At 69.9% G+C, this 24,605-nt stretch carries 20 protein-coding genes; 9 read left to right on the top strand and 11 right to left on the bottom strand.

Features of this window, described 5'->3' with window-relative positions; translation table 11 throughout:
* Positions 1-2 precede the first annotated feature (2 nt).
* Together FHG10_RS16670 and FHG10_RS16665 are read left to right on the top strand one after the other, a co-directional pair.
* Entirely contained in the window at positions 3-932 is a 930-nt protein-coding gene (locus FHG10_RS16670) for an endo alpha-1,4 polygalactosaminidase (RefSeq protein WP_152354497.1), read from the top strand.
* Positions 933-1,165: 233 nt separating this feature from the next.
* On the top strand, positions 1,166-2,464 hold the full coding sequence (locus tag FHG10_RS16665) for a heparan-alpha-glucosaminide N-acetyltransferase domain-containing protein (RefSeq protein WP_152354496.1): 1,299 nt from the start codon (positions 1,166-1,168) through the stop codon (positions 2,462-2,464).
* A 72-nt stretch (positions 2,465-2,536) separates the two neighbouring features.
* Here FHG10_RS16665 and FHG10_RS16660 read toward each other — a convergent pair whose 3' ends face one another.
* From FHG10_RS16660 to FHG10_RS16650, 3 genes are all read right to left on the bottom strand, one after another.
* Positions 2,537-3,286 carry a CPBP family intramembrane glutamic endopeptidase gene (locus FHG10_RS16660; protein ID WP_152354495.1) on the bottom strand — a complete coding sequence of 250 codons (750 nt, stop codon included), beginning with the start codon at positions 3,284-3,286 and terminating at the stop codon, positions 2,537-2,539.
* A gap of 80 nt (positions 3,287-3,366) precedes the next feature.
* A complete protein-coding gene (locus tag FHG10_RS16655; RefSeq protein WP_152354494.1) occupies positions 3,367-4,194 on the bottom strand; it encodes a MerR family transcriptional regulator in 828 nt (275 codons plus the stop codon).
* A 48-nt stretch (positions 4,195-4,242) separates the two neighbouring features.
* Complete coding sequence (locus FHG10_RS16650; RefSeq protein WP_152354493.1) at positions 4,243-4,983, bottom strand: sulfite exporter TauE/SafE family protein; 741 nt, start codon at positions 4,981-4,983, stop codon at positions 4,243-4,245.
* 230 nt (positions 4,984-5,213) lie between these two features.
* Between FHG10_RS16650 and FHG10_RS16645 the strand changes: the two genes are divergently transcribed.
* The 3 genes from FHG10_RS16645 (at position 5,214) to FHG10_RS16635 (ending at position 8,301) form a co-directional block, all read left to right on the top strand.
* A complete protein-coding gene (locus tag FHG10_RS16645) occupies positions 5,214-6,395 on the top strand; it encodes a metallophosphoesterase family protein (RefSeq protein WP_152354492.1) in 1,182 nt (393 codons plus the stop codon).
* Positions 6,396-6,536: 141 nt separating this feature from the next.
* A complete protein-coding gene (locus FHG10_RS16640; RefSeq protein ID WP_152354491.1) occupies positions 6,537-6,908 on the top strand; it encodes a YciI family protein in 372 nt (123 codons plus the stop codon).
* 13 nt (positions 6,909-6,921) lie between these two features.
* Positions 6,922-8,301 carry an RNA polymerase sigma factor gene (locus FHG10_RS16635; protein ID WP_193636366.1) on the top strand — a complete coding sequence of 460 codons (1,380 nt, stop codon included), beginning with the start codon at positions 6,922-6,924 and terminating at the stop codon, positions 8,299-8,301.
* A gap of 288 nt (positions 8,302-8,589) precedes the next feature.
* On the opposite strand, the gene recQ is transcribed toward FHG10_RS16635, so the two are convergent.
* Positions 8,590-10,530 carry a DNA helicase RecQ gene (gene recQ / locus FHG10_RS16630; RefSeq protein WP_152354489.1) on the bottom strand — a complete coding sequence of 647 codons (1,941 nt, stop codon included), beginning with the start codon at positions 10,528-10,530 and terminating at the stop codon, positions 8,590-8,592.
* 419 nt (positions 10,531-10,949) lie between these two features.
* Here recQ and FHG10_RS16625 point away from each other — a divergent pair, with 419 nt between their 5' ends.
* Genes FHG10_RS16625 through FHG10_RS16615 form a run of 3 tightly spaced genes read left to right on the top strand, consistent with a single transcriptional unit; the run spans position 10,950 to position 13,659 of the window.
* Positions 10,950-11,975, top strand: coding sequence for a hypothetical protein (locus FHG10_RS16625; protein ID WP_152354488.1), 1,026 nt, complete (start codon positions 10,950-10,952; stop codon positions 11,973-11,975).
* A 47-nt stretch (positions 11,976-12,022) separates the two neighbouring features.
* Positions 12,023-12,919, top strand: a complete 897-nt coding sequence (locus FHG10_RS16620; RefSeq protein ID WP_152354487.1) for a hypothetical protein — start codon at positions 12,023-12,025, stop codon at positions 12,917-12,919.
* Entirely contained in the window at positions 12,916-13,659 is a 744-nt protein-coding gene (locus FHG10_RS16615; protein WP_152354486.1) for a hypothetical protein, read from the top strand. Before FHG10_RS16620 ends, FHG10_RS16615 begins: the two co-directional genes overlap by 4 nt.
* Here the strand turns inward: FHG10_RS16615 and FHG10_RS16610 are convergent.
* The 5 genes from FHG10_RS16610 to FHG10_RS16590 form a co-directional block, all read right to left on the bottom strand.
* Positions 13,617-15,251 (bottom strand): MFS transporter, encoded by a 1,635-nt coding sequence (locus FHG10_RS16610; RefSeq protein WP_152354485.1) that lies wholly within the window; start codon positions 15,249-15,251, stop codon positions 13,617-13,619. The two genes, FHG10_RS16615 and FHG10_RS16610, sit on opposite strands and share 43 nt — an antisense overlap.
* Before the next feature lie 102 nt (positions 15,252-15,353).
* Positions 15,354-16,346: a glutaminase A gene (gene glsA / locus FHG10_RS16605; RefSeq protein ID WP_152354484.1), complete on the bottom strand. Its 993-nt coding sequence runs from the start codon at positions 16,344-16,346 to the stop codon at positions 15,354-15,356.
* 193 nt (positions 16,347-16,539) lie between these two features.
* On the bottom strand, positions 16,540-17,601 hold the full coding sequence (locus FHG10_RS16600; RefSeq protein ID WP_152354483.1) for a Gfo/Idh/MocA family protein: 1,062 nt from the start codon (positions 17,599-17,601) through the stop codon (positions 16,540-16,542).
* 54 nt (positions 17,602-17,655) lie between these two features.
* On the bottom strand, positions 17,656-18,552 hold the full coding sequence (locus FHG10_RS16595) for a sugar phosphate isomerase/epimerase family protein (protein ID WP_152354482.1): 897 nt from the start codon (positions 18,550-18,552) through the stop codon (positions 17,656-17,658).
* Between the two features lie 257 nt (positions 18,553-18,809).
* Positions 18,810-19,688, bottom strand: coding sequence for an alpha/beta hydrolase fold domain-containing protein (locus FHG10_RS16590; protein ID WP_152354481.1), 879 nt, complete (start codon positions 19,686-19,688; stop codon positions 18,810-18,812).
* Between the two features lie 805 nt (positions 19,689-20,493).
* On the opposite strand from FHG10_RS16590, the gene FHG10_RS16585 reads away from it, so the two are divergent.
* Positions 20,494-20,898: a hypothetical protein gene (locus FHG10_RS16585; RefSeq protein ID WP_152354480.1), complete on the top strand. Its 405-nt coding sequence runs from the start codon at positions 20,494-20,496 to the stop codon at positions 20,896-20,898.
* A gap of 309 nt (positions 20,899-21,207) precedes the next feature.
* Here the strand turns inward: FHG10_RS16585 and FHG10_RS16580 are convergent, their stop codons facing one another.
* Together FHG10_RS16580 and FHG10_RS18335 are read right to left on the bottom strand one after the other, a co-directional pair.
* Complete coding sequence (locus FHG10_RS16580; RefSeq protein ID WP_227488337.1) at positions 21,208-23,403, bottom strand: DUF3427 domain-containing protein; 2,196 nt, start codon at positions 23,401-23,403, stop codon at positions 21,208-21,210.
* Positions 23,303-24,349: a phospholipase D-like domain-containing protein gene (locus tag FHG10_RS18335; RefSeq protein WP_227488336.1), complete on the bottom strand. Its 1,047-nt coding sequence runs from the start codon at positions 24,347-24,349 to the stop codon at positions 23,303-23,305. The genes FHG10_RS16580 and FHG10_RS18335 overlap by 101 nt, the downstream gene beginning before the upstream one ends.
* Between the last annotated feature and the right edge of the window lie 256 nt (positions 24,350-24,605).

Raw genomic sequence — 24,605 nt, 5'->3', positions numbered from 1 at the left:
AGATGGGGACGCTCGGACGGGGCGCGGCGATGGCGGCGCTGGTGCTGCTGATGGCCTCGGCCTGCGGTGCGCAGGATGCCGAGGCCGACGGCAGATCGGCGCCGGCGGGCGCGGGGACGTCGGCCGCGGAGACCACCACGGCACCCTCCGACCCTCCCTCGGAGGACCGGGCGCGACCCCCGGCGCCGCCTCCCACCAGCGGGGTCTTCGACTATCAGCTCGGCGGCGCGTACTCGCCGTCCGACGGCGAAGGCCCGTCGGCCCCGATCGACGTGGTGGTGCGCGATGCGACTGCCGAGCCGCTGCAGGGCGCGTACAGCGTCTGCTACGTCAACGGCTTCCAGACCCAGCCGGGCGACGCCGCGATGTGGAGATCGCACCCCGATCTGCTGCTGCACGACGCGAACGGCGAGCTGGTCACCGACCCCGACTGGGACGACGAATACATCCTGGACCCCTCGACGAAGGACCAGCGCGACGACATCCTCGAGATCCTCTCGCCCGTCATCACAGGCTGCGCGGACGCGGGCTACGACGCCGTCGAGATCGACAACCTCGACACCTTCGACCGCTTCGACCAGATCGACGAGGGCGGTGCGATGGACCTGGCCAGGGCCTATGTGGACCGAGCGCATGATTCCGGGCTCGCGATCGCCCAGAAGAACGCCGCGGAGATCACGAAGACCGCTCATCGCGACCTCGGCTTCGACTTCGCCGTCACCGAGGAATGCGGCCGCTTCGACGAATGCGCCGCGTACACGGGCGTCTACGGCGACCACGTCCTGCAGATCGAGTACCCCGACAGCCTCGAGGAGGCGGGGATGTCCTTCGACGACGTCTGCGCCCTCCCGGAGCGCGCATCGCTGACGATCCTGCGCGATCGCGACCTGGTCGCCCAGGGCGGCGCGGGCTACCGCTACCGATCCTGCTGATCCCGACCCGGCCTCGAACCGACGTCGAGCGCTCACCGGGCCGGCTTCGAGGAGTTCTCGAGTCACTCTCCGGCTGTCCGCGAGCCGGTCCCGGGGCTGTGCGCGAGTCGGCTCGAGACCGACGTGCTCCGCGCATCCGACCGTGGGGTGACGCGGGGATCGGCGCACGGTCGCACGGCGCAGGGACCCCGGCATGACGCGGGCGCAGCAGCGGTCAGGGGAGTCTCGAGGACATGCAGACAACCACGTCCCCACACCCCCTTCCGGCCCCGGTCGACCCCGGCGCTGAGGTCGGCTCCTCGCCCTCCGCCGGTCGCGCCCGCCTCGAGGCCCTCGACCTCGCACGGCTCGTCGCGATCGTCGGCATGATGACCGCCCACCTGCTCGTCCCGCTGGGCACTGCGCCGGGCGGATCGGCCTGGCAGAGCGCCGCCGCGCGCGTCGCCAGCGTGCTCACCGAGGGGACATCCGCTGCCCTGTTCGCCGTGATCGGCGGCTGCAGCCTCGTGCTCGCCTCCCGCAAGCGCCTGGAGGCCGGCGACCGCGCGGGCGCCGTGCGCAGCGGCATCGTCCGCGGCGCGCTCGTGCTGGCGATCGGCCTGCTGCTCGGCTTCGTGCCCACCTGGGTGGTGGTCGTGCTCGTGCCCTTCGGGCTGGGCATGATGATCGCCGCGCCTCTGCTGCTCCTGCCGAGCCGCGTGCTGGCGGTGATCGCCCTCGTCCTCGCCGCCGTCGGCGGCTGGCTGAACGCGAGCGTGCGCTCGAGCCTGGACGTCGTCCAGGAGATCGGGAACGTGACCCCGCTGAACGTGCTCGAGCCCGCGACGCTGCTGCGCGGCCTCGCGCTGACCGGCATGTATCCGCTGATCACGTGGCTGCCGTACCTTCTGCTCGGCGTCGTCCTCATGCGTTCGCTGCTGCGTGCGATCGAATCGGACCGCGCGCGCCGCTGGTCCCTCACGATGCTCAGCACGGGCCTCGCCGCCGCTGTGATCGCCTACGGCACCTCGGCCGCGGTGAAGGCCTGGGCGCTCGCCCGCGGCGAGGACGCGATGCTCCTGGAGCTCCACGGCTTCGGCGCACCGATCCGCGACGACCTGTGGATACAGGCCCTCGCGAACCCGCACACCGGCTCCGTGGCCGACATCGTCGCGACCGCAGGCGTGTCCGTCGCCGTGATCGCCCTGCTCACGCTCCTGCTCCCGCCGACCCGGCACCTCGCCGGCGCGCTGCCGCGGGCACTGCGCTCGGCCGGCGGCGCCCCGCTCACGATCTACACGATCCACGTGCTGCTCACCGGCGTCGCCATGATCGCCGCGCTGATCGTCGCGGGCGCCGGAGCCTTCGAGAGCGCGCCCTGGTTCATCGCGAGCCCGTGGATCCTGCTCCTGCACCTCGCGGTCGTCGTGGTGGTCGGTCTCGTGCTCGCGGCGCGCCGCTCCCGCGGGCCGCTCGAGGCGCTGGTCAGCAGGATCGCGGGTCGGGCCGGTGGACGGGCCGGAGAACGGGCCGGAGAACGGGCCGACGGCTGAGTCGACCGCCGGGTGAGCCGGCCGCCGGGTGAACCGGCCACCGGGTGAGCCGAGGGCCTCACCCGTCGGCCTTCACGCCCCCGCGGCCAAGCTCGCGAGCGCGAGCGGGAGCAGTGAACTGACCAGGTTGTTGGTGCCGTGCAGGACCACGCCGGGCCAGATCGAGCCGGTGCGTCGGAACAGCAGGGCGGCGAACAGGCCGACCATGAAGGCCGAGGGCAGCACGGTGTTGATGCCGTGGAACAGGGCGAACACGATCATGCTCGCGAGCACGCCGACCCATGCCCCGTACCGCGCGAGCAGGGCGTTCGCGATGACCCCGCGGAACAGCGACTCCTCGCCGATCGGGGTGATGATCGAGCCGCCCACGAGAGTGAGGGCCAGGGACAGCGCCCCTCCCATCGAGGCCGCCTGATAGCTGGACTGCGGGGCCTGCATATCGCCGGAGAGCACCACGTAGCCGATCGACAGCGCGCTGCCGATGATCGCCGCGAGCAGGCCGAGCCCCGCGCCCGCGAGCAGCTGCCGCGGGCTCGCGCGCCGGAAGCCGAATGCCGCGGCCGACCGGATGCGCAGCGCCCAGGCGGCGCCGAAGGCGATCAGTCCCATCACGCCGGAGACGAGCAGGCCGATGATGCCGCCCAGCGCGCCGCCGCCCGCGAGCGGCAGCAGCCAGAAGACGAGGGCGAAGCAGACCACGTAGGCGATGAGTCCCACGAGGATCTCCGGCCAGCCCGGGGCCGACGGGCGAGTCGTCGGCCGGCCCGTCTGCCGGGCCGGATCCGGGGCGGTCGCTGCAGGGGAGGCGGGTCCGGTGGTCATGTCGATCCTCCTTCGTCGGCCCGAGGGGCGGACCGTTCGGTGGCGAGGAGACCAGGCAAGACCCTGTGGTCACCACAGGGTCAAGGGGCGGGGTCGTCCCCGGCGAGGGTCCCGGCGCGAGCGATGACGTCGAGCTGGGCTTCGTTGTAGACCTCGTGCAGGGCTTCGCGCAGTGCCTTCCGCGTCTCCGACCCGCTCTTCTGGTACTGCGGGGCCGGATCCCGCAGCCATGGGTGGGCCTCGAGCTGGGCCCGCAGCCGCGGCAGCAGATCCTCGGCGAGCCGCTGCCGGGTGGTCTCGTCGGCGTCGGCCGGCAGCGCGTCGAAGCGCCGGGACGTCTCGTCCGCAGCCTCGACCATCGAGCGGACATCGGCGAGGGCCTCGGGCCGGTAGAGCTCGGCGTAGATCTGGATGAGGGAGCGGTCCGCCTCGCTCATCCCCGCGCTCACCGACTCGAAGCCCGCAGGGGTGTGGGCGGGAGCGCCGCCCTCGAGCAGCGCCGTGATCTGCGTGCGCGCCTCCTCGAGCTGACCGATGCGCGAGGCCAGCTCCTCATCGAGCTCGCGCAGGGTCGCGGGGACGGAGTCCTCCTGGGCCCCGGCAGGTGCCGGGCCGTCGTCCCGGGGCCGGCTGTCCGACTGCGTCGGGCCGTCGCCCTTCGTCGCGTGCTCCCGCTTCAGACCGTCGTCCTGCGTCGTGCCCTCCATGCTGTCGATCCGCGAGAGCGGGACGCCGAGGTCGACGAGCCGGCGGATCCGCAGCAGACGCACCAGATGGGGGACGGTGTACTGCTTGTAGCCGTTGCTGCGGCGCTCGGGCTCGGGGAGGAGGCCGACCTGGTGGTAGTGGCGCACCGTGTTCACGGTGGTGCCGGCGAGGTCGGCGAGCTGGCGCGTGCTCCAGGGCATGCGGGTCCGATCAGAGTGGGCGCGGGGCCTCGAGCCTAGCGTCCGCCCTCACATCACCAGCAGCAGCCCCCGCACGAGGGCCATCAGCGCTCCCGCAAGGGCGACCACGAGCACGATCCGCATCGCGCTCTCGCCGTCGATCCGCCGCGAGACCCGGCCGCCCGCGACCACGCCCAGAAGCAGCGCCGCGATCAGCACCGTCCAGCCGACGGGGGAGAGCGTGGGCAGGGACCGCTTGGCCAGCAGCGAGACGATGCTGAGGATCATGAACTGCACCTGCGCGGTCGCCGCGAAGCCGCGGTGCTCCCAGCCGGTGGCGCGCGCGTAGATCACCACGCCCGGCCCGCCCACGCCGGCCGTGACGTTCATGAACCCCGAGGCCAGGCCTCCTGCGACGCCGAGCCCGGGGGAGTCGGGGACCGTGCGGCCGCGCATCGCGAGGGTGAGCAGCAGCCCCAGCAGCACGATCGTGGACACCGCGATCATCAGGGACGCCGCGGGCAGCACGGCCACGGCGATCGCGCCGGGGATCACCCCGAGCACGCCCATCGGCGCGAGGACCCTCAGCCGCTTGCGGTCGGCGTCCTTGCGCACCTGGATCAGGTTCAGCAGCGCGGACAGGGCCCCGCACACGTTGACCACGAGGATCCCCTGCAGCGGCCCCAGCACGAGGACCAGGAACGGCGAGGCGAGGAGCGCGAAGCCCATGCCCGTCGAGCGCTGCGCGAGCGCCCCCACGAACGTCGCCGCGGCGAGTCCCAGCAGCACGGCGACGTCGGATCCGATCACACGTTCCAGGGTATCGGGATGGTGAGGACGTCGCGGGCCGCATGGGTGGTGCGGAGCGCCCCCAGGAGCGGGACGCCCTCCCCGTTCAATCACGCTCCCTCGGCGCTCCGCGACGAGTGGCACGAAACGNAGTTTCGCACCACTCGACGGGCGGGTAGGGGGGGGGTAGAGGGCCGTACCGGCCGCTCCACACCCCTGCGGGATGCCGACGCCCCTGGAAGGATGGGCACATGGCTGCAGCGCTGCGCTTCCGCGATGACCGCACGTTCACGATCGTCCAGTTCAACGACACCCAGGACGGTCCGCGCACCGACCACCGCACGATCGCGCTGATGGAGTCGGTGCTCGACGATGTCCGGCCCGACCTCGTCGTCCTCAACGGCGACGTCATCGACGGCCGTCCCGAGACTTCTCTCGAGGTCGCGCAGGCGATCCACAACGTGGCCCGCCCCATGGAGCAGCGCGCGATCCCCTGGGCGCTCACCTTCGGCAACCACGACGAGGATTCCGCGCCCGCGACCGGCCTGCGGGAGCGCGACCAGCTGGACCTCGCCCGCGCCCTGCCGCACAACCTCAACGCGGCCGACGACCCGGCGCTCACCGGCACCGGCAACCAGATGCTGCCCGTGCGCTCGGCCGACGGCACCCGCGACGCCTTCGCGATCTGGCTGCTGGACTCGGGACGCTATGCCCCCGCGAGCATCCGCGGACGCGACGGCGCCGCACAGGATTTCGAGGGCTATCCCGGATGGGACTGGCTGCGGCCCGACCAGATCCGCTGGTACCTCGAGACCTCCGCCGAGCTCGAGCGCTGGAACGGGGCTCCCGTGCCCGGCGTCGTCTTCCAGCACATCCCGCTGTGGGAGCACCGCTTCGCCTGGTTCGCGAGCGTCGACTCCCGCACCGGCGCCGACCACGAGCGCGCCGTGGCCCGCCACCGCATCGTCGGGGAGCGCAACGAGGAGGAGAGCCCCGGACCGGTGAACTCGGGGATGTTCGCCGCGATGCTCGAGCGGGGCGACGTGCAGGGGCTCTTCGTCGGCCACGACCACACCAACACCTACGTCGCCGACTACTACGGGATCCTGCTGGGCTACGGCCCCGGCAGCGGATTCGGCGCCTACGGGCTCGAGGGCGAGGACGAGCATCGGCTGCGCGGCGCACGCGTGCTGCGCCTGGACCAGTCGGCCGACGGGGTCCTCGCCGGGACCGAGATGCGCCTGGCCTCCGACTACGCCATCGACCTCACGCCCGGCGTGCAGCCGGGCGAGCCCGCGCCGCTGCCCGCGGAGCTCGAGGAGGCGCTGGCGAGCGTCGTGCAGGCGCCGGATCGCCAGGTGAGGTCCGGGTCCGCGACGCGGGAGACGGCCACGGGAGACGGGCACACGCACACCCCAGGAGCGGGACGATGACGCTCCTGCCCCTGCCCCTGCCCCCGCCCCGGATGATCCTGCCCCGGACCCATTGCAGCCCCACGTGTCGATTCCCGGGGAGCCGTTCGACAACAGGGTGAGGACGGCGAGAGACGCCGCCCACGATCGAGGAGGATCCTGATGGCCCGCTACACCGTGTTCCTGCACCACCCGCTCGACCAGCGCGAGACGGACCCCGAGAAGCTCGACGCCCTGATGGCGGAGCACGACGCCCACGGGCGCGAGCTCGTGGATGAGGGGGTGATGGTCTTCGGCTCCCCGCTCGAGGATCCCGATGCCAGCACCTCGATCCGTGCGGACAGCATCGTCGACGGGCCGTTCGTCGAGGTCAACGAGATCATCGTGGGCTTCTACGTGATCGAGGTGCCCGATCTCGACGCCGCGATCGCCGTCGCCCGGCGCAATCCGATCATCCGTCATGGAGGCGGCGTCGAGGTGCGCCCCATGCCCGACGACGCGGAGCCCGGGGTCCAGGGCTGCGCCGGCGCGTGAGAGGCGTCCCCGGATGAGCCCGTTGGACGCGCGGTGGGCGGCCTCGGCGCTCGCGAGCGTCGAGGCCGTCCACCGCGAGCACTGGGGGTCCGTGCTCGCTGCGACCCTGTCCCTCACCCGCGAGCTCGACCTCGCCGAGGACTGCGCGCAGGAGGCCTTCGCCCAGGCGCTCGCCGCTTGGCCGCGGGACGGACTCCCCGACAATCCCGTCGGCTGGCTCACGACGACCGCCCGTCGCCGGGCGCTGGATGCGATGCGGCGCAGCGAGACCCTGCAGCGCAAGCTGCCCCTGCTGGTGTGGGACGAGCCCGCGGTGACCGGAGCGGACGCGTCGGCCGCCGTGCCGGCGCACGCGGAGGTCCCGGCCTCGTCCGCGACCTCGGACGCGGCCTCTACTGCCGAGATCGAGGACGAGCAGCGGGCGATCGTGCTCGACGAGCAGCTGCGGCTGATCTTCCTCGCCGCGCATCCGGCGCTCGCCCCGGAATCCCGCATCGCCCTCACCCTGCGCCTGGTCGGCGGCATGCCGACGGCCGACATCGCCGCCGCGTTCCTGGTCAGTGAGAGCACCATGGCCGCGCGCCTCACGCGCGCGAAGAAGCGCATCCGCCTGAGCCGCATCCCCTGCCGCGTCCCCGGGGCCGACGATCTCGAGGGGAGGGTCGGCGATGTGCTCGACGTGCTCTCCGTCCTGCTGACCAGGAGCGACGCCGGCTCCCGGTCCGGTCGGTATGCCCGCTCGGACAGCGAGGAGCCCGGTGGTGCGCAGAGCGTGGTCGACGTCGCCGTGCACATGCTCGAGACGCTCGTGCGGCTGCTGCCCGACCGGACCGAACCGCTCGGTCTGCTCGCCCAGGCGCTCGCCCTGCGGGCACGGGCGAGCACGCGCACGGACGCGGACGGGCGTCCCGTCGCGCTCGCCGCGCAGGACAGGAGCCGCTGGGATCGCGGCCTCCTGGAGAGAGCGGATGCCCTGGTCATCGACGGGCTCGCCCGGGGCGGGCGCGGCCCCTATCTGATCCAGGGAGCGATCGCCGCAGCCGTCGCCCTGCCGCCTCGGCACGAGGACGTCGACTGGGACGAGGTCGTCGAGCTCTACGACGCGCTGCTCGTGCACTGGCCCACGGCGATCGTGCGGCTGGGGCGGGCCGCGGCGCTCGCCGAAACCGCGGGCCCGCGGGCCGCGCTCGCGCAGCTGGACGACCTGGCAGGGGACCTCGAAGGGCACCGCCCCTTCCACGTGATCCGCGGTGACCTGCTCGAGCGCACGGGTGACGTCCGTGCCGCGATGGGGGAGTTCCGCGCAGCGCTCGACCTCCCCGGTCGGGCGGAGGAGGACGAGATGCTGCGCGAACGGGCGCTGCGCTCACCGGGCCCCGACCCCTGGGAGTGAGCGCACGGGACCCGCGACCCTTCCCGTCCCGCTTCCGACGTCGGCCCCGCCCCTCCCGCCGAGGTCCCGGGGTTGCACGCCTGATGAGCACGGAACCGCTGGTCACTCCCGCTAGGAGGTCAGTCATGGACGACCAGATCCGCTTCGACTGCACAGACCGCGACCTGGAGGTGCTCGTCGGCTCCGACGGCTCCGACGGCTCCGCACAGGCTCGAACTGCCCTGGGCTCCGCCACCGGCGTGAGCGCCGCCGTGCCCGGCGGCCGTTCGGTGCACGCAGCCTCTGACCTCACCCCTCCGCGAGCACCGCGAGCACGTCCTCGCCGTACTCCGCGAGCTTCTTGGCGCCCACCCCGCTGACGCCTCCGAGCTGCTCGACGCTCGTCGGCCGCAGCTCGATGATCCCCACGAGCGTCGCGTCGGAGAAGACCATGTAGGGGGCGATCTGCTTCTCCTTCGCGACCGAGGTGCGCCAGGCCCGCAGGCGCTCGAAGATCTCCTGCTGCGCCGGTTCCAGGGTGGCCGCGGCCCGCGGCGCCCCGCCCGAGCGGCCCGCCCCCTTCGAGCGCGGGGCCTTCGCGGGGGAGCGGTCGACGGCGAGCTCCACGGTGACCTCTCCGCGCAGCACGGGGCCCGCGTGCTCGCCGGGCACCAGCACCCCGTACTCGCCGATCGCCTCGACGATCCGACGGGCCAGCAGCTGACGCAGCACCGTGCGCCACTCGCGCTCGGAGAGGTCCTCGCCGATGCCCCAGACGCTGAGCTCCTGGTGGCGGGACTGGGCGGAGCGGTCGTTGTGCTTGCCGCGCAGCACGTCGATCACCTGCCCGGAGCCGAACTGCTGGCCGCGCTCGCGGTCCAGGCGGATCAGCGCCGAGAGCAGCTTCTGCGCGGGCACGGTCGCATCCCAGGTGCTGGGCGGGTTCAGGCACACGTCGCAGTTCCCGCAGGGCTCGGACTCCTGGCCGAAGTAGTGCAGCAGCTGCACGCGGCGGCAGGTGACCGTCTCGCACAGGGCGAGCATCGCGTCCAGGTGCGCGCGGGCGTTGCGCTTGAAGGGCTCGGAGCCCTCGCCGGTGTCGATGAAGCGGCGCTGGCTGACGAGGTCGCCCAGGCCGTAGGCCATCCAGGCGGTCGAGGGCTGCCCGTCGCGGCCCGCGCGGCCGGTCTCCTGGTAGTAGCCCTCGATGGACTTGGGCAGGTCCAGGTGGGCGACGAAGCGGACGTCGGGCTTGTCGATCCCCATGCCGAAGGCGATGGTCGCGACGATGACCAGGCCGTCCTCGCGCAGGAAACGCTCCTGGTGATCGTGGCGCACGGCCGCGTCGAGGCCCGCGTGGTACGGCAGGGCGGCCACGCCGCGCTCGGCGAGCCAGGCCGCCGTCTGCTCGACTCCCTTGCGCGAGAGGCAGTAGACGATCCCCGCCTCGCCCGGGTGCTCGCTGCGGATCAGCCGCAGCAGCTGCTCGCGCGGGGAGGCCTTGGGGTCGATCCGGTACTGGATGTTGGGCCGGTCGAAGCTCGAGACGAAGTGCGCCGCGTCCTGCATCCGCAGGTTCTCGGTGATCTCCCGGTGGGTCTCGCGGGTCGCGGTCGCCGTGAGGGCGATCCGGGGGACGTCGGGGAAGGTCTCGGCGAGCATCGAGAGGCCCAGGTAATCGGGCCGGAAGTCGTGGCCCCACTGGGCCACGCAGTGGGCCTCGTCGATCGCGAACAGGGCGAGCTCGGCGCGCTGCAGAAGCTGGACCGTGCGGGGCAGCACCAGGCGCTCGGGCGCCATGTACAGCAGGTCGAGCTCGCCGGCGAGCAGCTGCTGCTCGACGGCCTGGGCCTCGTGCATCTCGAGCGTGGAGTTCAGGTAGGCGGCGCGGATGCCGTTCAGCTCGAGCGCCGCGACCTGGTCGGCCATCAGGGCGATCAGCGGGGAGATCACGATCCCTGTGCCGGGCCTGATCAGCGAGGGGATCTGGTAGCACAGCGACTTGCCGCCGCCGGTGGGCATGAGCACCACGGCGTCGCCGCCGCCGATCACCCGGTCGATGATCTGCGCCTGCTCGCCGCGGAAGGAGTCGTAGCCGAAGACGGTGGAGAGGATGCGCAGTGCCGGATCATCGGCCGACGGCCCGCCGGGATGCGCCGCCGGTGCCGGCTCGGTCGCGGGGACCTCCGCGGTGACCTCGTTGTCGATCTCGGGAGGCGCGATCGTGCCGGCGTCGGAGGTCTCGTGCATGCGATCCAGCGTACGGCGCACGCGCGGGGGCGCGGGCGGGCTGTGGACGGTGCCGACGGACACGGCGCCCTGCGGTGCCGACGGGCACTGCTCCCCGAGGTGCGAGTCCGCGCATGAGGGCAGGTCTCCCCGATCTCTGCCGATGCGCTGGAGAGGATGGAGCCCCCCACAGCGGCAGCAGCGGCACCGAGAGGGCGGCGGCGGCCGGCCTCCTCCGAGACGTGGGCGCCCGCCGCCGGCTGCTCGCCGCCCCGCCGGGGTCGGGTCGGGCCCGGGCGCGGTCGATGGGGACTTCTCCCCATGGCGGTCGGGAGCAGGTCCCCCTAGTGTGCTGACGGAGCACGTCCTTCCCGCGGAGCACGCGTCGACGAGGACGACCTGCGAGCACGACCTGCGAGGACGACGAGGAAGAGGGGACCGTGACGTTCTACGGCGCAGACACCGAGGCACTGAGGAAGGTCGGCGACAGCTTCAAGGACGCCGGCAAGCGGCTCGAGGAGATCCGGGACGAGCTCGGGGTCCTGGTCATGAATCCGACCATGTGGCAGGGGGCCGATGCGGACGAGCTGCGCCGCACCTGGTTCGAGGAGATCTCGCCCAAGCTCGGCTCCGTCGCCGAATCCGTCGGTGAGCGCAGCGGGCAGCTCCAGGAGCAGGCCGACGAGCAGGACGAGGCGTCGCACCAGCGTGGGGTCCTCGAGACGGTCTGGGACGCCATCAAGGTGGGGGTGAAGGGCTATTCCGTCTACAAGGCAGGGAAGTCGCTGCTGTCGGGCATCGATGACATGAAGCGCCTCGCGAAGGCCGCCCACCTGGGACCGGAGGAGGTCAGCAAGGTATGGGCCGAGCTGAAGGATCGGGGTGCCAAGGAGCTGGCCGAGGGCGGGTTCGGCAAGCTCGCCAAGACGATCGCGGGTCAGATCCCCTTCGCGAAGGACGTAGGGCCGCTGTGGGAGGCGCTCGGCAAGAAGGTCGACGCCATCCCGACGAAGCTCGCCGAGGGCGGGAAGATCGTCACCGCGATCGGGGACAAGCTGGGCCCTGACGGGTTGGCGAAGCTCGGCAAGACCTCGAAGATGCTGGGCAAGGTCGTCCCGGGCGTGGACATCGGCGTGGGGATCGGCCAGATCGCCACGGCCGACGACGGGTACGGCAAGGTTTCCGGCGCTCTCTCGGTCGCGGGAGGCGCACTGATGCTCGCCGGTGTGGCCTTCCCTCCGCTCGCAGTCGTGGGCGGCGTCCTCTCCGGCGCAAGCCTGGCCATGGACCTCGTGGACCTGGGCGGCGAGCTGTTCGGCGCCGATCCGTCCAAGGCGGTCTCGGAAGCGGTCGGCAATGCCGCGGGCGCTGCGGGGGACGCGATCGGGAACGCGGCGGAGTCCGCCGGAAACGCGATCTCGGACGCGGCCGGTGGGATCAAGGAGGGACTGGGTAGCATCTTCTGACGCAGCAGTCCCGCAGACCACCCGATCCCCGACGACGGAGCCGCCGCATGACCTCGACGACCGACACCTCGACCGACGGGCGGGAGGGGGACGGCTCAGTGGACGAGCGCTCCCTCGCCTGCGCGGCCGGTCTCATCGAGGTCGGACGCAGCCGTGTCGAGGACGTCGCCGTCCTCACCGACGAGGAGCTGGCCGCGCTCGAGGGCATCAGCACTGCCCAGACGACCGCGATGCCCTTCCTCGATGAGCACGCGCCCGATGAGACGACGCAGCTGCCGATCGCCCGCACGGCGATGCGATCGCTGATGGCACGCCGCCTGGTGATCAGCGAGATCGAGGCCGCGGAGGGCGAGGACCGACCGCTGGCGGACGACAAGCTGCAGAGCGTCACGGCGGAGCCCCGCACGACCGGCGCGCTCGTGCTGCGACGCACGAGCCGGATCCTGGTGTGGTTCGAGCGCGAGGTCTCCACGCAGACCCATCGCCTGTACTACTACCCGCACGTCGATGACGTCGTGCTCGAGGAGGAGGTCACGGCCGACGGCGTCCACATGTTCACGATCATGCCGATGTCGAAGGTGCCCACGCGCGTGAGGCACCTGATCGACCAGCCGGGGGTGGGCGGCCAGGACGGCCCGGCCGCCACCCTCGCCGTCGCGGACGTGGAGTCGGATACCGAGATGGGGCCGCGACTGGCGGACACCCGAGCCCTCACGGTGGGGTCGATGGTCAGCCGGACCACCGATGTCACCAAGCGCGTCCTCTTCCATCTCACCTCGAGCGAGGTCATCGCCGGCCAGCCGTCCCCGGAGGGCGAGGAGATCACACTCATGCAGGTCTCCGCCGACTCCGTCGAGGAGATCGTCGCGGATCTCTTCGACGATGACGGGAGCGCCGGCGAGGGCGAGAACGACCGAACGGACGAGGACGAGGAGGCCCGATGATCCCGCTGCGGGCACGTCTGATCGCCGGTCGTCACCAGGAGATCGTCGGCAGGCCGGTGAAGTCCTGGCGCGTCGGCGCGGGGCCGCTGCTCCCGGCGGTGCTCCTCGCCGTCCTCGTCCTGGTCGGGATCCTGCTGGTGCTTGTCCCTGGCGATCATCTCGCCCTGACCGTCGGCCTGATGGTGGTGCTGGCGCTGATCCTTCTGGGGGCCTACCTGGTCACCGTCGACGCGCGCCTGGTCGTGTGCGAGCGGGGCCTGATCATGGGGCGTCTGGTCCCGGGGCTCCCGCTGAGCCCCACCTACGTGATCGCGGGACGCGAGATCGATCCGCGCACGGTCTGCGTGGTCGCCGACGGGGCGAAGGCCGCGCAGGAGCTCGGGATGCCGTTCTTCTTCTTCCAGTACAAGACGTTCCCCGGGGCGCTCGGCGTGCCGGCCCTCGTGTTCAACGGCCCGTGGGGCGCTGATGTCAGTGCGCCGCGGCGCTCCGGCCCCCTCCCGCCCCGGGACAAGTCGCTGTTCATCTTCTCCCAGCGCAGGGCCGCCGACGTCGCCGATCAGATGCTCCGCATGATCGGCCGGGAGGGCGCGATCCCAACGGGCTTCGCCCCGCATGGCGGGCTGCAGGCGATTCCGGTGACCGGCCGGCGCCAGGACGCGGTCGCCCAGATCCCCGGCGCGTGGGCCCCCGATCCTCAGTCGCCGGGTGAGGGGTCCGGGATCTCCTCCGGGCGGTAGCGGGGCAGCCGCGAGGCCGGCAGCGCGGCGGCCGCACTGATCCCCGCCAGCACCAGGAAGCCGAGCTTCAGGGTGCGCAGGCGCTCGGCCTCGTTGACCTCGATCGCGGCGTCGACCTGCTGGGGCGTGGCGGTCGTCCCCTCGAGCAGCTGCGCGAGCTCGGCGTTGCTCACGAAATTCGCGTTGTCGAGGTCGACCTGCGAGACGAGCTCGGGCGGGAGCTCCGTGTGGTCGACGACGGCGCGGCCTACGTTCATCCCGAGCAGTGTCACCAGCAGCGCCCCCATGACGGCCGTCCCCACGGCCGACGCCAGGTTCTGCGTGGTCCCGCGCAGCGATCCCACGTCCCCGGCGAGCCGCTTCGGGGCGCTCGTGACCAGTACGTTGAAGACGAGCGTCACGAGAGAGCCCTGCCCGATGCCGAAGACGATGAGCCCGAGGATCGTCGGCAGCGTCTCCCAGTTGTTCGTGACCACCGCTGCGAGCCACACCAGCGCGATCGTGGTCAGCGCGAAGGAGAACAGCGCGATCGTGCGGGGGCTGAAGCGCGAGTAGAAGCGGACGATGAGCGTCGCCGTGACGAACACGGTGAGGTTGAACGGCATCATCGCCAGGGATGTTGCGAAGGGGGCGCGCCCCTGCACCACCTGGATGTAGGTGGGGACCGTGAAGTTCACGGCCGCCTCCATCGCCACGATGATGAACATCGCGTACACGGCGGAGCGCTCGGAGCGCGAGCCGAGCACCCGCAGATCCACGAGCGGCACCCGGTCTGCGGCCATGCGGCGGCGGGTCCACAGCAGGAACGCCTGACCGCAGATGAGCCCGAGCACCACCAGGACCGGCGCGGGTGACATCCCGAGCACCGAGAACGGGGCGGCGTCCTCGGCTCGGAGGATCCCCCAGCCGTTGAGGTTGTTGAAGCCGAGGGTGAGCATCACGATCGCCGCGCCGATCAGCACCGAGGCGACGATGTCGATCTTCACCGAGGCGTCCCCGCGGTCCGAGCGCAGGGTGAAGCTGAGCGCGAAGACCGCCACGGCGAGGGCGAGGGTGATGAGGAAGATCGGCCGCCAGCCGACGAGAGTCCCCAGGGTGCCGCCGATGAGGAAGGCGCTCATGCCCGAGAAGGCCCGGGCCGACCCCAGGGAGCCGACGGCGGTGGCCTGCTGCGCTCCGCGATAGTTCTCCGCGATCAGCGCGACGAGCGCCGGCACGATGATCGCGGCGGCCGCGCCGGCGAGCAGCTGCCCGGCGATCGCCCACGTGATGGTGCGCGAGAAGATCATCAGCAGCGACGAGGCGGCGAACACCACCAGGACGCCGCGGAAGATCAGCGTCCAGCCGATCCGCTGACCGAGTTTGGCGCCGGTCATCACGAGCGCAGCCACGGCGAGGCCGTAGACCACGATCGTCGAGCTCGCGGTGGTGGGCGGCACGTGGAAGTCCTCGACCATGCCGCCGAGCGAGATCGGCAGGGCCGCGACGTTGAAGGACATGAGCACCTGCGCGAGGAACAGGCCGATCATCGGCACCCACGAGCGGCGCTGATCGAGGTCCTTCGTCCCGGACGGAGAGGAGGCAGAGGACATGAGGACCCTCCTGGTGGTCGTGGTCCTGTGGGGATCGGGGATCGGGGATCGGGGACGGTGATGGGGATGGGGAACGAGAGGGGCTGGGTCTGCGACGACGGTTCAGGGACTGGGCGAGGCGAAGAGGTTCAGTCCGAGGGCTCGCGAGAGGTACGCGCAGGTCCGCAGGCCGCGCACGCTGTTGCCGGCGCGGTCGAGCGGCGGGGAGAAGACGCCCACGGCGCCCTTGCCCGGTGCGATGGCGGCGATCCCTCCCGAGACCCCCGACTTCGCGGGCAGACCGATCTCGAACATCCATTCGCCGGACAGCTCGTACATGCCGCAGGAGGCGAGGACGGCCAGGGTGTCGCGGCAGACCTCCGCCGAGACGACCCGTCGGCCCGTCCGGGGGTTCACGCCGCCCGCCGCGAGGGTGGCGCCCATGACGGCGAGATCATCGGACGTGACCAGGAGGGAGCACTGCCGCGTGTAGGCGTCGAGGGCCTCCTCCGCAGGTATGCGGAGCCGGTCGTAGCTGGTCAGCAGATCGGCGATCCCCCGGTTGCGGTGGTTGCTCGCGGACTCGGACTCCAGCACCGTCTCGTCGATCCGCAGCGGACGGCCCGCGAAGGCGCTGAGCCCCTCCCGGATCGCCTCGAACTTCGCGGCGCCGTCCCGCCCCGGCATGAGGGCGGTGGTGGCGATGGCGCCCGCATTCACCATCGGGTTCATCGGGCTCCCGTTGTTCAGCTCGAGGGCGATGACGGAATTGAAAGGCAGCCCGGTGTTGTTGACGCCCACGATCTCGTGCACGCTCTCGTGGCCGATCGCATCGATGACCAGAGCGAGCACGAATGCTTTCGAGATCGATTGGATCGTGAAGAGGGCGGAGGTGTCACCGGCCGTGTGCATCGGCCCCGCGGCCTCGGCGAGGGAGACGGCGAAGAGGTCCGGATCGGCCTTCGCCAGCACCGGGATGTAGTCCGCGACCGAGCCTTCCTGCAGGTCGCGGTAGCGCTCGTGCACGTCGTGCAACAGCGTGCGCACGGAGGATTCGGCGGGGAGAGAGCCCGTGCGAGCGCTCTGGGGAATCTCCAGGACATCGGTCTCGAACATCGCGCCCTCCCATGCGGGATCCGAGCGATCGACAGCTTCGTCATCAGCAGCTCTGTTCACGATACGACCGTTGCCGAGCGATGAACAGAGCTGCCCGGAATGCCCCCATCGGGCTTTCCGTCCCGGTGCCTCCCGGCATTTCCGATGCTCGCCGGAGAGCGCAAAGCGGTCGGTCTCCGTCGGGCGACCCGGATCAGCTCAGCGCGACCTCGCGCCCCTGCGCCGCGGATGCGTAGATCGCCTCGAGGATCTTCACGATCTCGACGCCGTGGCCGACGGGCGCCAGGTTCTCGATGCGACCCAGGCAGGAGTCGACGAAGTGCGCGATCTCCGCCTGGAAACCGGCCTCCATCTCGAAGGTGCCGGAGCCGATCTGCGGGGTCACGTTCACGATCGAGTCGTGCATCTCGGTGGCGATGCTCAGACGGGGCTCGAGGTCGGCTCCGCCCTTGTCCCCGAAGACGGAGACGCTGATCGAGTCCTGCGCCGCGTGCAGGGAGTACGAGCAGTCGATCTGCAGGGTCGCCCCGTTGTCGAAGCGCACGAGCGCCGTGGCCATGTCCTCGACGCTGTTGGCCGCGGGGTCGTGGTCCGAGACCTGGTAGCGCGGCAGGGTGGTGATGTTGGCGCGGTTGCCGAGCAGGTCGTAGGTGCTGCCGCTGACCGTGACGGCCGTCGGGCTGCCCATCAGGTACCAGCAGAGGTCCAGCACGTGGATGCCGATGTCCAGCAGCGGGCCGCCGCCGGCGATGTCCTTGTCCGCGAACCAGCCGCCCGGGTTGCCCGCCCGCCGGATGCAGGAGGCCTTCGCGTAGTAGATCTCGCCCAGGTCGCCCGCGTCGATGAAGGACTTCAGGACCTGGCAGTTCGGGGCGTGGCGGCGCACGAACCCGACCTGCAGCACACGGTCCGCGCCCGCGACGGCCTCCTGGATCCGCTCCGCCTCCTCGAGGGTGCGGGCCAGGGGCTTCTCGACCAGCACGTGCTTGCCGGCGCGGACGGCGGCGATCGCCCACTCCGCGTGGGTGTTGTTCCAGGTGCAGATGCTCACGGCGTCGACCTCGGGATCGGCCAGCAGCTCGTGCGGGTCGCCGTAGGCGCGGCGGGCGCCGTACTCCTCGGCGACCGCCCGGGCGCGCTCGGGGTTTACGTCGCTGATGGCGACGAGCTCCGCCTCGGGGTGGACGGCGTAGGCGTCGAGGTGGGCGCGGGCGATGGTGCCGGCGCCGATGACGCCGATGCGCAGGGTGGTCATGACGTGGGTGCTCCTGAGGTCTGGGGGTGGGAGGGAGGAGAGAGGGCCGACGGGTCAGAGGCCGAGCAGGCGGCGGGCGTTCGCCAGACCGCGGGAGCAGCCCAGCAGGCTGTCCTCCCAGCCCTCGAACTCGATCGCGACGAAGCCCGCGAAGTCCGAGGCGCGGATGCTGCGGCAGATCGCCGCCAGATCCAGGTCGCCGCAGCCCACGACCGCGCCGCGCAGGTGCATGCCGCCCCGGCTGCGGAACCAGCCCTCACCCAGGTCTGCGTCGGCCGGACGGACGTAGAAGTCCTTGAGGTGCACGACCATCGCATAGGGGAGGTTCTGGGCGACCGACGCCTCGGGCGACTCGTCGACGCACACGAAGTTGCCGACGTCCAGGGTGGTGCGGAAGTTCGGCTCGTCCACCGCGTGCACGATGCGGCGCACGCGGTCGGCGGACTGCACGAAGAAGCCATGGTTCTCGAGGCTCGTGGTGATACCCCGGGTCGCCGCGTACCGCGCGATCTCCCGCGCGCCGGCGACGATGCGCTGCAGGACCTGCTCGAACAGCGGGGTGTCGTCGCCCTCGATCCCGGCGTGGCGCACCACGTTGTGGCGCATGCGGGTGATGCCCAGGCGTTGCGCGAGGTCCACGTAGGCCTTCACGAGGTCGATCTCGCGGGACGCCTGGTCGGGATCCTCGGAGGCGAGGTCCGCGCCGACGGCGAGGCTCGAGAGGGTGACGCCGGCTGAGGCGGAGTGCTCGCGGATAGCGTCGACAGCGGCGTCGTCCCAGCCGATCGAGGGGACGGGGGAGTCGGGCTCGTCGGAGAGGATCGCCAGCTCGAGGTGCTCGCCGTCGCCCGCGGCGATCCAGTCGATCACCTCGCGCAGCGTCATCTCGCCCGAGGAGAGCTTCGGGTGGAAGGAGTAGGAGCTGAAGCCGAGGCGGAGGTCGGAGGTCACCGGGTGGTCCTCGAAGGCAGTGGGATGGGCCAGAGTGCGGAGCCGACGGGGAGTCCGGCTGCCGATGGCGCGCGGACCGAGGACGCGGTGTCTGCTTCGACGTACGGGACCGGTCGGCGGCCTGTGTGATCGGATCCAGTATGACGGGGGAGCCATCGAGGTCCGCAAGGGATTCACCATGCGGAAGGCCGGAGCTCTCGTCCGGCGCCACGGTCACGTGCAGTGGTCCCGGGCCGAGGCAGGGCAGTTGCGGCGATTCAGCCGAGGATCCGCCGCGCCGCGAGGTCCAGCGCCGCGTGTGCTTCGGGAGCGTCCGCCGCGGGGTAGACGTGGAAGGCGCCCTCGACCAGGTCGAGCTCCACCTCCACGCCCTGCGCTCGGGCCTCCTGGACAAATCGCAGCACGTCCGGGAGCAACAGATCCCTCGTGCCCTGCAGGACCGTGACCGGCGGCAGGGAGCCGATGTGCCCGAAGATCGGGCTGACCATCGGGTCGGTGAGGTCTCTACCGCCCGCCCAGTTCCGGGCGGACAGGTGCAGATTGTCGACGGTCATCAGCACGTCGGTCGGCTCCATCCGCACGGACTCGGGATCGGCCGTGCGCAGGTCGACCCAGGGGGCATGGACCACCAGGTGATCCGGCATCCGGGTGCCGCTCTGCGCGGCGCGCAGAGTCTGCACCAGGGCCATGTTCCCTCCGGCGGACTCGCCGGCGACGATGTACCGATTGTCTCCGGCCACGCTCGGGACCTCCCGGGCCAGGGCGTCGACGAAGGGCAGGGCGTCCTCGATGGTGCCGTCGGGACCAGGCAGGTAGTGCGGGATCCACAGGTCAGCGCCGGTGCGGTCGGCCAGCCCCAGCACGATCCGCCCGTGCGACTCCTGGAACGGCAGGGTGTACGCGCCGCCGTGGAAGTAGACGACCTGGATCCCCGAGCTGCTCTCATGCGGATGCAGGACCTGCACCGGGAAGCCGGCGATCTCCCGCTCCTCGACCTCGTAGCGCTCGGGCACGTCGGGCGGCAGCGGCGCCGGACCCTTCACGCGACCGGGATGCTGGGCGTCGCTCATCGCTTGGACGTGGGCAGGTTTGGCAGCGAGAGCGGCCTCGTAGGCCTCCTGGAGCGATGCGGACATGGGCCGATCCTTCGTCCGTGCGCGGGACCTGTCAATCAACGGTTTGCTACTCGTGCCGTCGGATCTCCGCTCGCGACTGCCGCACACGCCGCGTCCCGACCCGGGGGATCGCGGGGATCGCTCATGCCCTCGGCGTCCACGCTCTTCGGCCTGGGCGAAGATGAGCACACCGCGACAGCCTCGAACCCGAGCCCGCTGCTGGGAACGTCGATCGCGGCCAGGGTGAACAGAGCCGACGCCTGGATCACGAAGCACACAGGGTGACTCGAGGACGTTCGAGAGGCAGGTGCGGGCGCTTGCGCGCCCGGAGCCTTCGGAAGTGCCCGCGCCGAGGGCACCAAGCCATGGCGCTGAGAGAAGGCCGTGTCCTGGTAGCTCTCCGGCCGCGGTGCCAGGAGCTCATCGTCACCTGCTGGGCGTAGCAGAGGAGGTGGTCGTCGCCCTTCAGCGGCACGAAGGTGTAGCAGAGCGACGGAGAGTTGAACCAGGTACGTGAGCCGTGGAGAGACACCTGCAATGCGCTCTGGCGCGCCGTGCGTTGAGGGTGCAGCATGGCGGCCCTGACACGAGAACACGCGAACTCGCGCAGCGAAAGGCCACAACGATGACGTCAACGCCGGAAGCCCCGCGACCAATCACGGGGATCGCATTCGACCCGTGGACGGCTTCACCTCAAGCCTTTGACGCTCATCTCTTTGATCTGAGGAGGCAGAGGACCGATCGTCGTCACGAACTTCGAGGCACGGACATGCGGGTATTGCCGCCGGTCCGCTCCGGCTCCGTAACTCCCGAGATGCTGAATGGGATGCGTCCGCCCGATTCCGAGATCCAAGACGACGTGATCCGGGCGCTGACGGAGAACATCAAGGCGCTCGACCGCATCTATACCGACCGGGGGAGATGGCTGCGTGTGTATGCCACACTCTCGCCCCGCGGTCACCTGCACCGTCACCGGTACTGCAGGACACTCCGCCCGACGACGATCCTGGCTTGGCTCGTGCGCTTGGCCGACGCGAGCAGCGATGAGGTCGTTGCACTCGCCGGCTGGCGCGCGTGCGGGGCGTGCTTTCCGACGGACGACATGGAGGAACGAAGGCGGATGCAGTCGAGAATCAATGCGTTCGCGGACTACATGGCGGCGCATGATCGAGGGCGAGGGCATGAGCCCGACCAAGGGGGCGCTAGTCAGGAGCGCGGCGTGGCAAGATGAGTTCATGCGCACGCGCGCGAGGAATGGGCCTTACTGAGTTGCGAGGCGGTGGCCCAACGCGTCGGGCCAGTATCAAGCGGTGTGGCCCCGGCTGTACGCCATAGTCTCCGCGAGTAGGGACCTCTATCGCTGGAAAGCCTTCGGGCCGCTGCGGTTCGGCACGGTTCGTGCGTGGCTCGCCGTCCTTTCAGGCGCAACCAGTGAGGAAGTTGTCGAAAGTGGAGGCTGGCGTGTTTGTGGAGCGTCCTGCCGGGCGGACGGCAAGGATGGGTGGGGCGGTGTGCCGGCTCGGCTGGATGTCGTCGCTACTTACGCGGCGGTGCGGGCTTCTAGGTAAAGGTCAGTTGGCATGTGCCGATCTAGCTTCCACGTGATCTGCATGGGTCGAGATCCCTGGGATTCCTGGAATTGCGCAGTGCCGAGGCACAGGTATGGCTCTGTCCCGATGTCGCCAGTCTTGGCCCGGCGCGCGAACAGCACTACGTGAGAACCCTGCCCGCGGTGGTGCTGATACCGCTGCCCCGTGGCGCTTTGTGCGCTAGTGGTGCTCTGTGATTCCCAATGGAAGAGTTCCTGGTTGATGGCGTAGTCGCGGTAGAGAGTGCTGGGGGAATATTCTGCTTCGGACTTCTTGATTGTCACGAGAAGGGCGTCGGTGCGCAACGATGGCAGCCATTTTACGCCCTCGCGAATCGATCCGGGGTGTCCGGGGTCGAGAGTTCCAAGCCCAAGACCAGCGAGGAGTTCCTCTCGCGAATAGTGTGCATGGGAACGCAAAGGGGACTTCGCGAGAAGACCGCCGAGCGGTTCCGGCAGCGACCTGGAGGCGACCTCGAGATGCTCCAGCAGGCCCAGTACCTCGCGGGTCACAGCAGGGTCATCACGGAGGCGGGTCAGGGCGCCATGGATTCCTTCAGGATGACCCGAGGGCCAGAAGGAATAGGTGAGCATCGCCGCGAAGGGGTCGTGGTCGACAGTGTTGCTGAGCCTTGGAGCGGTGAGGAGCCGGCGGTAGGTGTTGATCCTCTGGGGATCATCAACATGCACAAGGTTCGACACCCGCCTGAGCAGGGCTAGGGACGTGGGATCGCTGATCTCAGTGGCAGTCTCGGGGAACGCCCAATCGACAACTGATGTCCAGGTGGAGGGCTTCCTGTTGCCCTGGAACGTGCGATCGCCCGGGCCGTAGATGTCGGCGAGTGACCGATCCGCGTCGTGCAAGTACTCGCTCATCCGGTACTCGGAGGGGTCGGAACCTGCTGGACGGTGCTGACGGACGTCCGCCACCAGGTCCTTCGTGCTCAACTTGAGTTGCTGACGCACGTTATTGAGAACGATGGCTTCGGCGACTCGGTCAAAGACGATTTGCGATCCAGGCGGAAGGAACGGGAAACCCTCTTGGATACTATTTTCGAGACGGTTGCGCGAGAGGCCGGTGAGCGCGCGATATTTCAGGTCGAATCGGAACTGTTTGCTCTGCATCCCGACGAAATCCAGCACGGTCAGAACCGACTTGCTCTCTGTGCGCCGCAGCCCTCGCCCCAGTTGCTGAAGGAATATTGTTGCGGACTGCGTGGGCCGAAGCATGAGAACGGTGTCGATCATGGGGATGTCAAGCCCCTCATTAAAGAGGTCGACGGCGAAAATGCAAGAAATCGTGCCATCTCGGAGTTTGCGCAGTCCGTTCCGTCTCTCATTCGACCCAGAATCGCCAGACAGCGCGATCGCGGGGATGCCGGCCTGGGAGAATACGTCCGCCATATACTGGGCGTGCTCGACGGTTACGCAAAAACCCAGCGCCCGCATGGTCCCGACGTCTGTCACCTTCTCGGACACCGCCTGCAGGATGATCCGTGCCCGAGCGTCATTACCCGTGAGCGCCTTCGACAGCTGCCCCGTGTCGTAGCGTCCCTGTCGGAACATGATAGCGCTGAGATCCACGCCGTCGGCAATCCCGAAGTAGTGGAACGGTACGAGTAGATCAGCCTCGAGGGCGTCCCAGAGCCTCAACTCGCTGGCGATGCACCCTGCAAAGAAATAGTCCGCCACGTTCACTCCGTCGGCCCTCTCCGGGGTGGCGGTCAGCCCCAGCAACTCCTGAGGGGAGAAGTGGTCAAGTATGCGGCTGTATGTGCGTGCACGTGCGTGGTGGAACTCGTCGATCACCAGAACGTTGAATGAGGTGGGCGACCATCGTGCGAGTTCATCTGGGTTGGACAGAGACTGCACAGAAGCGAAGACATGCTGCCATCGCCTCGGGCGGTTGCCGTCCACGTAGAGTTCGCCGAAGGAAGGGTCCTTGAGTACCGCTCGGTACGTGCTCAACGCCTGCTCGAGTATCTCTTTGCGATGTGCGAGAAACAGGAGTGCAGGTTTGGGCCCACGTCCTGCAAGGCGTCGGTAGTCAAGTGCTGCAATGACAGTCTTGCCGGTGCCTGTCGCGGCCACCAGCAGGTTGCGGTGACGTCCGTGTATGAGGCGTTCGGAAGCGAGGTCGTCCAGCATGATCTGCTGGGGGGGGGTACGGGCGGACATCCAAGTATGTGGAGTCGAAGGCGACGCCAGAGGGGCCTCCTCTGTTCTTCGCCAGCATGGCGTCGAGGAACTCAGCGTCGGTGTCGGGGTCATACGTCGCGAACGCAGGGTTGTCCCAGTACCCAGCGAACGTCGAGTTGAACTTGTCCAGCAGCGTCGGAGTGGCGTGTTGGGACAACCTGACGTTCCACTCGAGTCCGTCGACGAGCGCCGCGCGACTCATGTTGGAGCTGCCGACGTAGGCGGTGGGGAAGCCGCTCCTGCGATGGAACATCCATGCTTTGGCGTGCAAGTGGGTCGACTGCGACTCGTAGTTCACTCGCACCTCGGCACCGAGCTGTCGCACAAAGAAGTCGAGTGCACGCCGATCGGTCGCGCCGATGTACGTGGTGGTGAGAACTCGGATCGGTACGCCGCGCTCCGCAGCCTCGCGCAGCGGGGCCTCGAGGACGCGGATGCCGCTCCACTGCACGAACGCGCATAACAGGTCGATGCGGTCCGCGCTCCCCATTTCGAGGCGCAGCTCCGATCCGAGCTGAGGGTCGAGGTGCGAGTTCGTGAAGAGCGCGACATCGCGCAGTGGCGTCGAGGGGCGGGCTGGAGGCAGAACCGGTGTCGCGCTGACTGAGGTGAGAATCTTCGGACCGGGCGCTATGGAGGCCTGGCCCGACGCCTCAGCGAGGATGCTGAGCACCTGATTCGCTGTATCGATCTGGCGTTCTTTGGGAAGCTCGGAGAGCGTGGACTCAAGGACTGAGCTGAGGTGCTGGGTAAGCACGTGCGGGACATCGGCGTCGTCCACCACCTCGGTGGCTGCGCTCAGGAGCTCGTGGTCCACGTCGTCGAGGAGTCGCGTGAGCCCCGAGGTGACGAGAAGTTCGTAGAGGCCGGGAGAGAGCTGCGGCTGGTCAGTCATGGCGTGGTTCCGAACCTTTGGGGACACTCAAGGTTGTTCGTGAAAATGCCTCTTCGATGATCGGCACGTCCGCCGGAGACCATTGCCGCCCGAGCAGGTCCGTGGGTGCGATCCACGCGAGAGCGTCGTGGTCGGTGCTGTGGGTCGGGGTGTCTCTGGTCAGCGTTGCCCAGTAGCAGTCGAGGTCAATCAGCGCAGTGCCGACTGCCGTCGTGCAACGGGGAGCCTGTCAATCTGTCTGTGTAAGTGGTGGTGT

The sequence above is a fragment of the Brachybacterium subflavum genome, from assembly GCF_009299795.1.
GTDB classification, from domain to species: domain Bacteria; phylum Actinomycetota; class Actinomycetes; order Actinomycetales; family Dermabacteraceae; genus Brachybacterium; species Brachybacterium subflavum.
The sequence above is the reverse complement of the archived record's forward strand: the minus strand, read 5'-3'. Positions and strand labels throughout refer to the sequence as shown.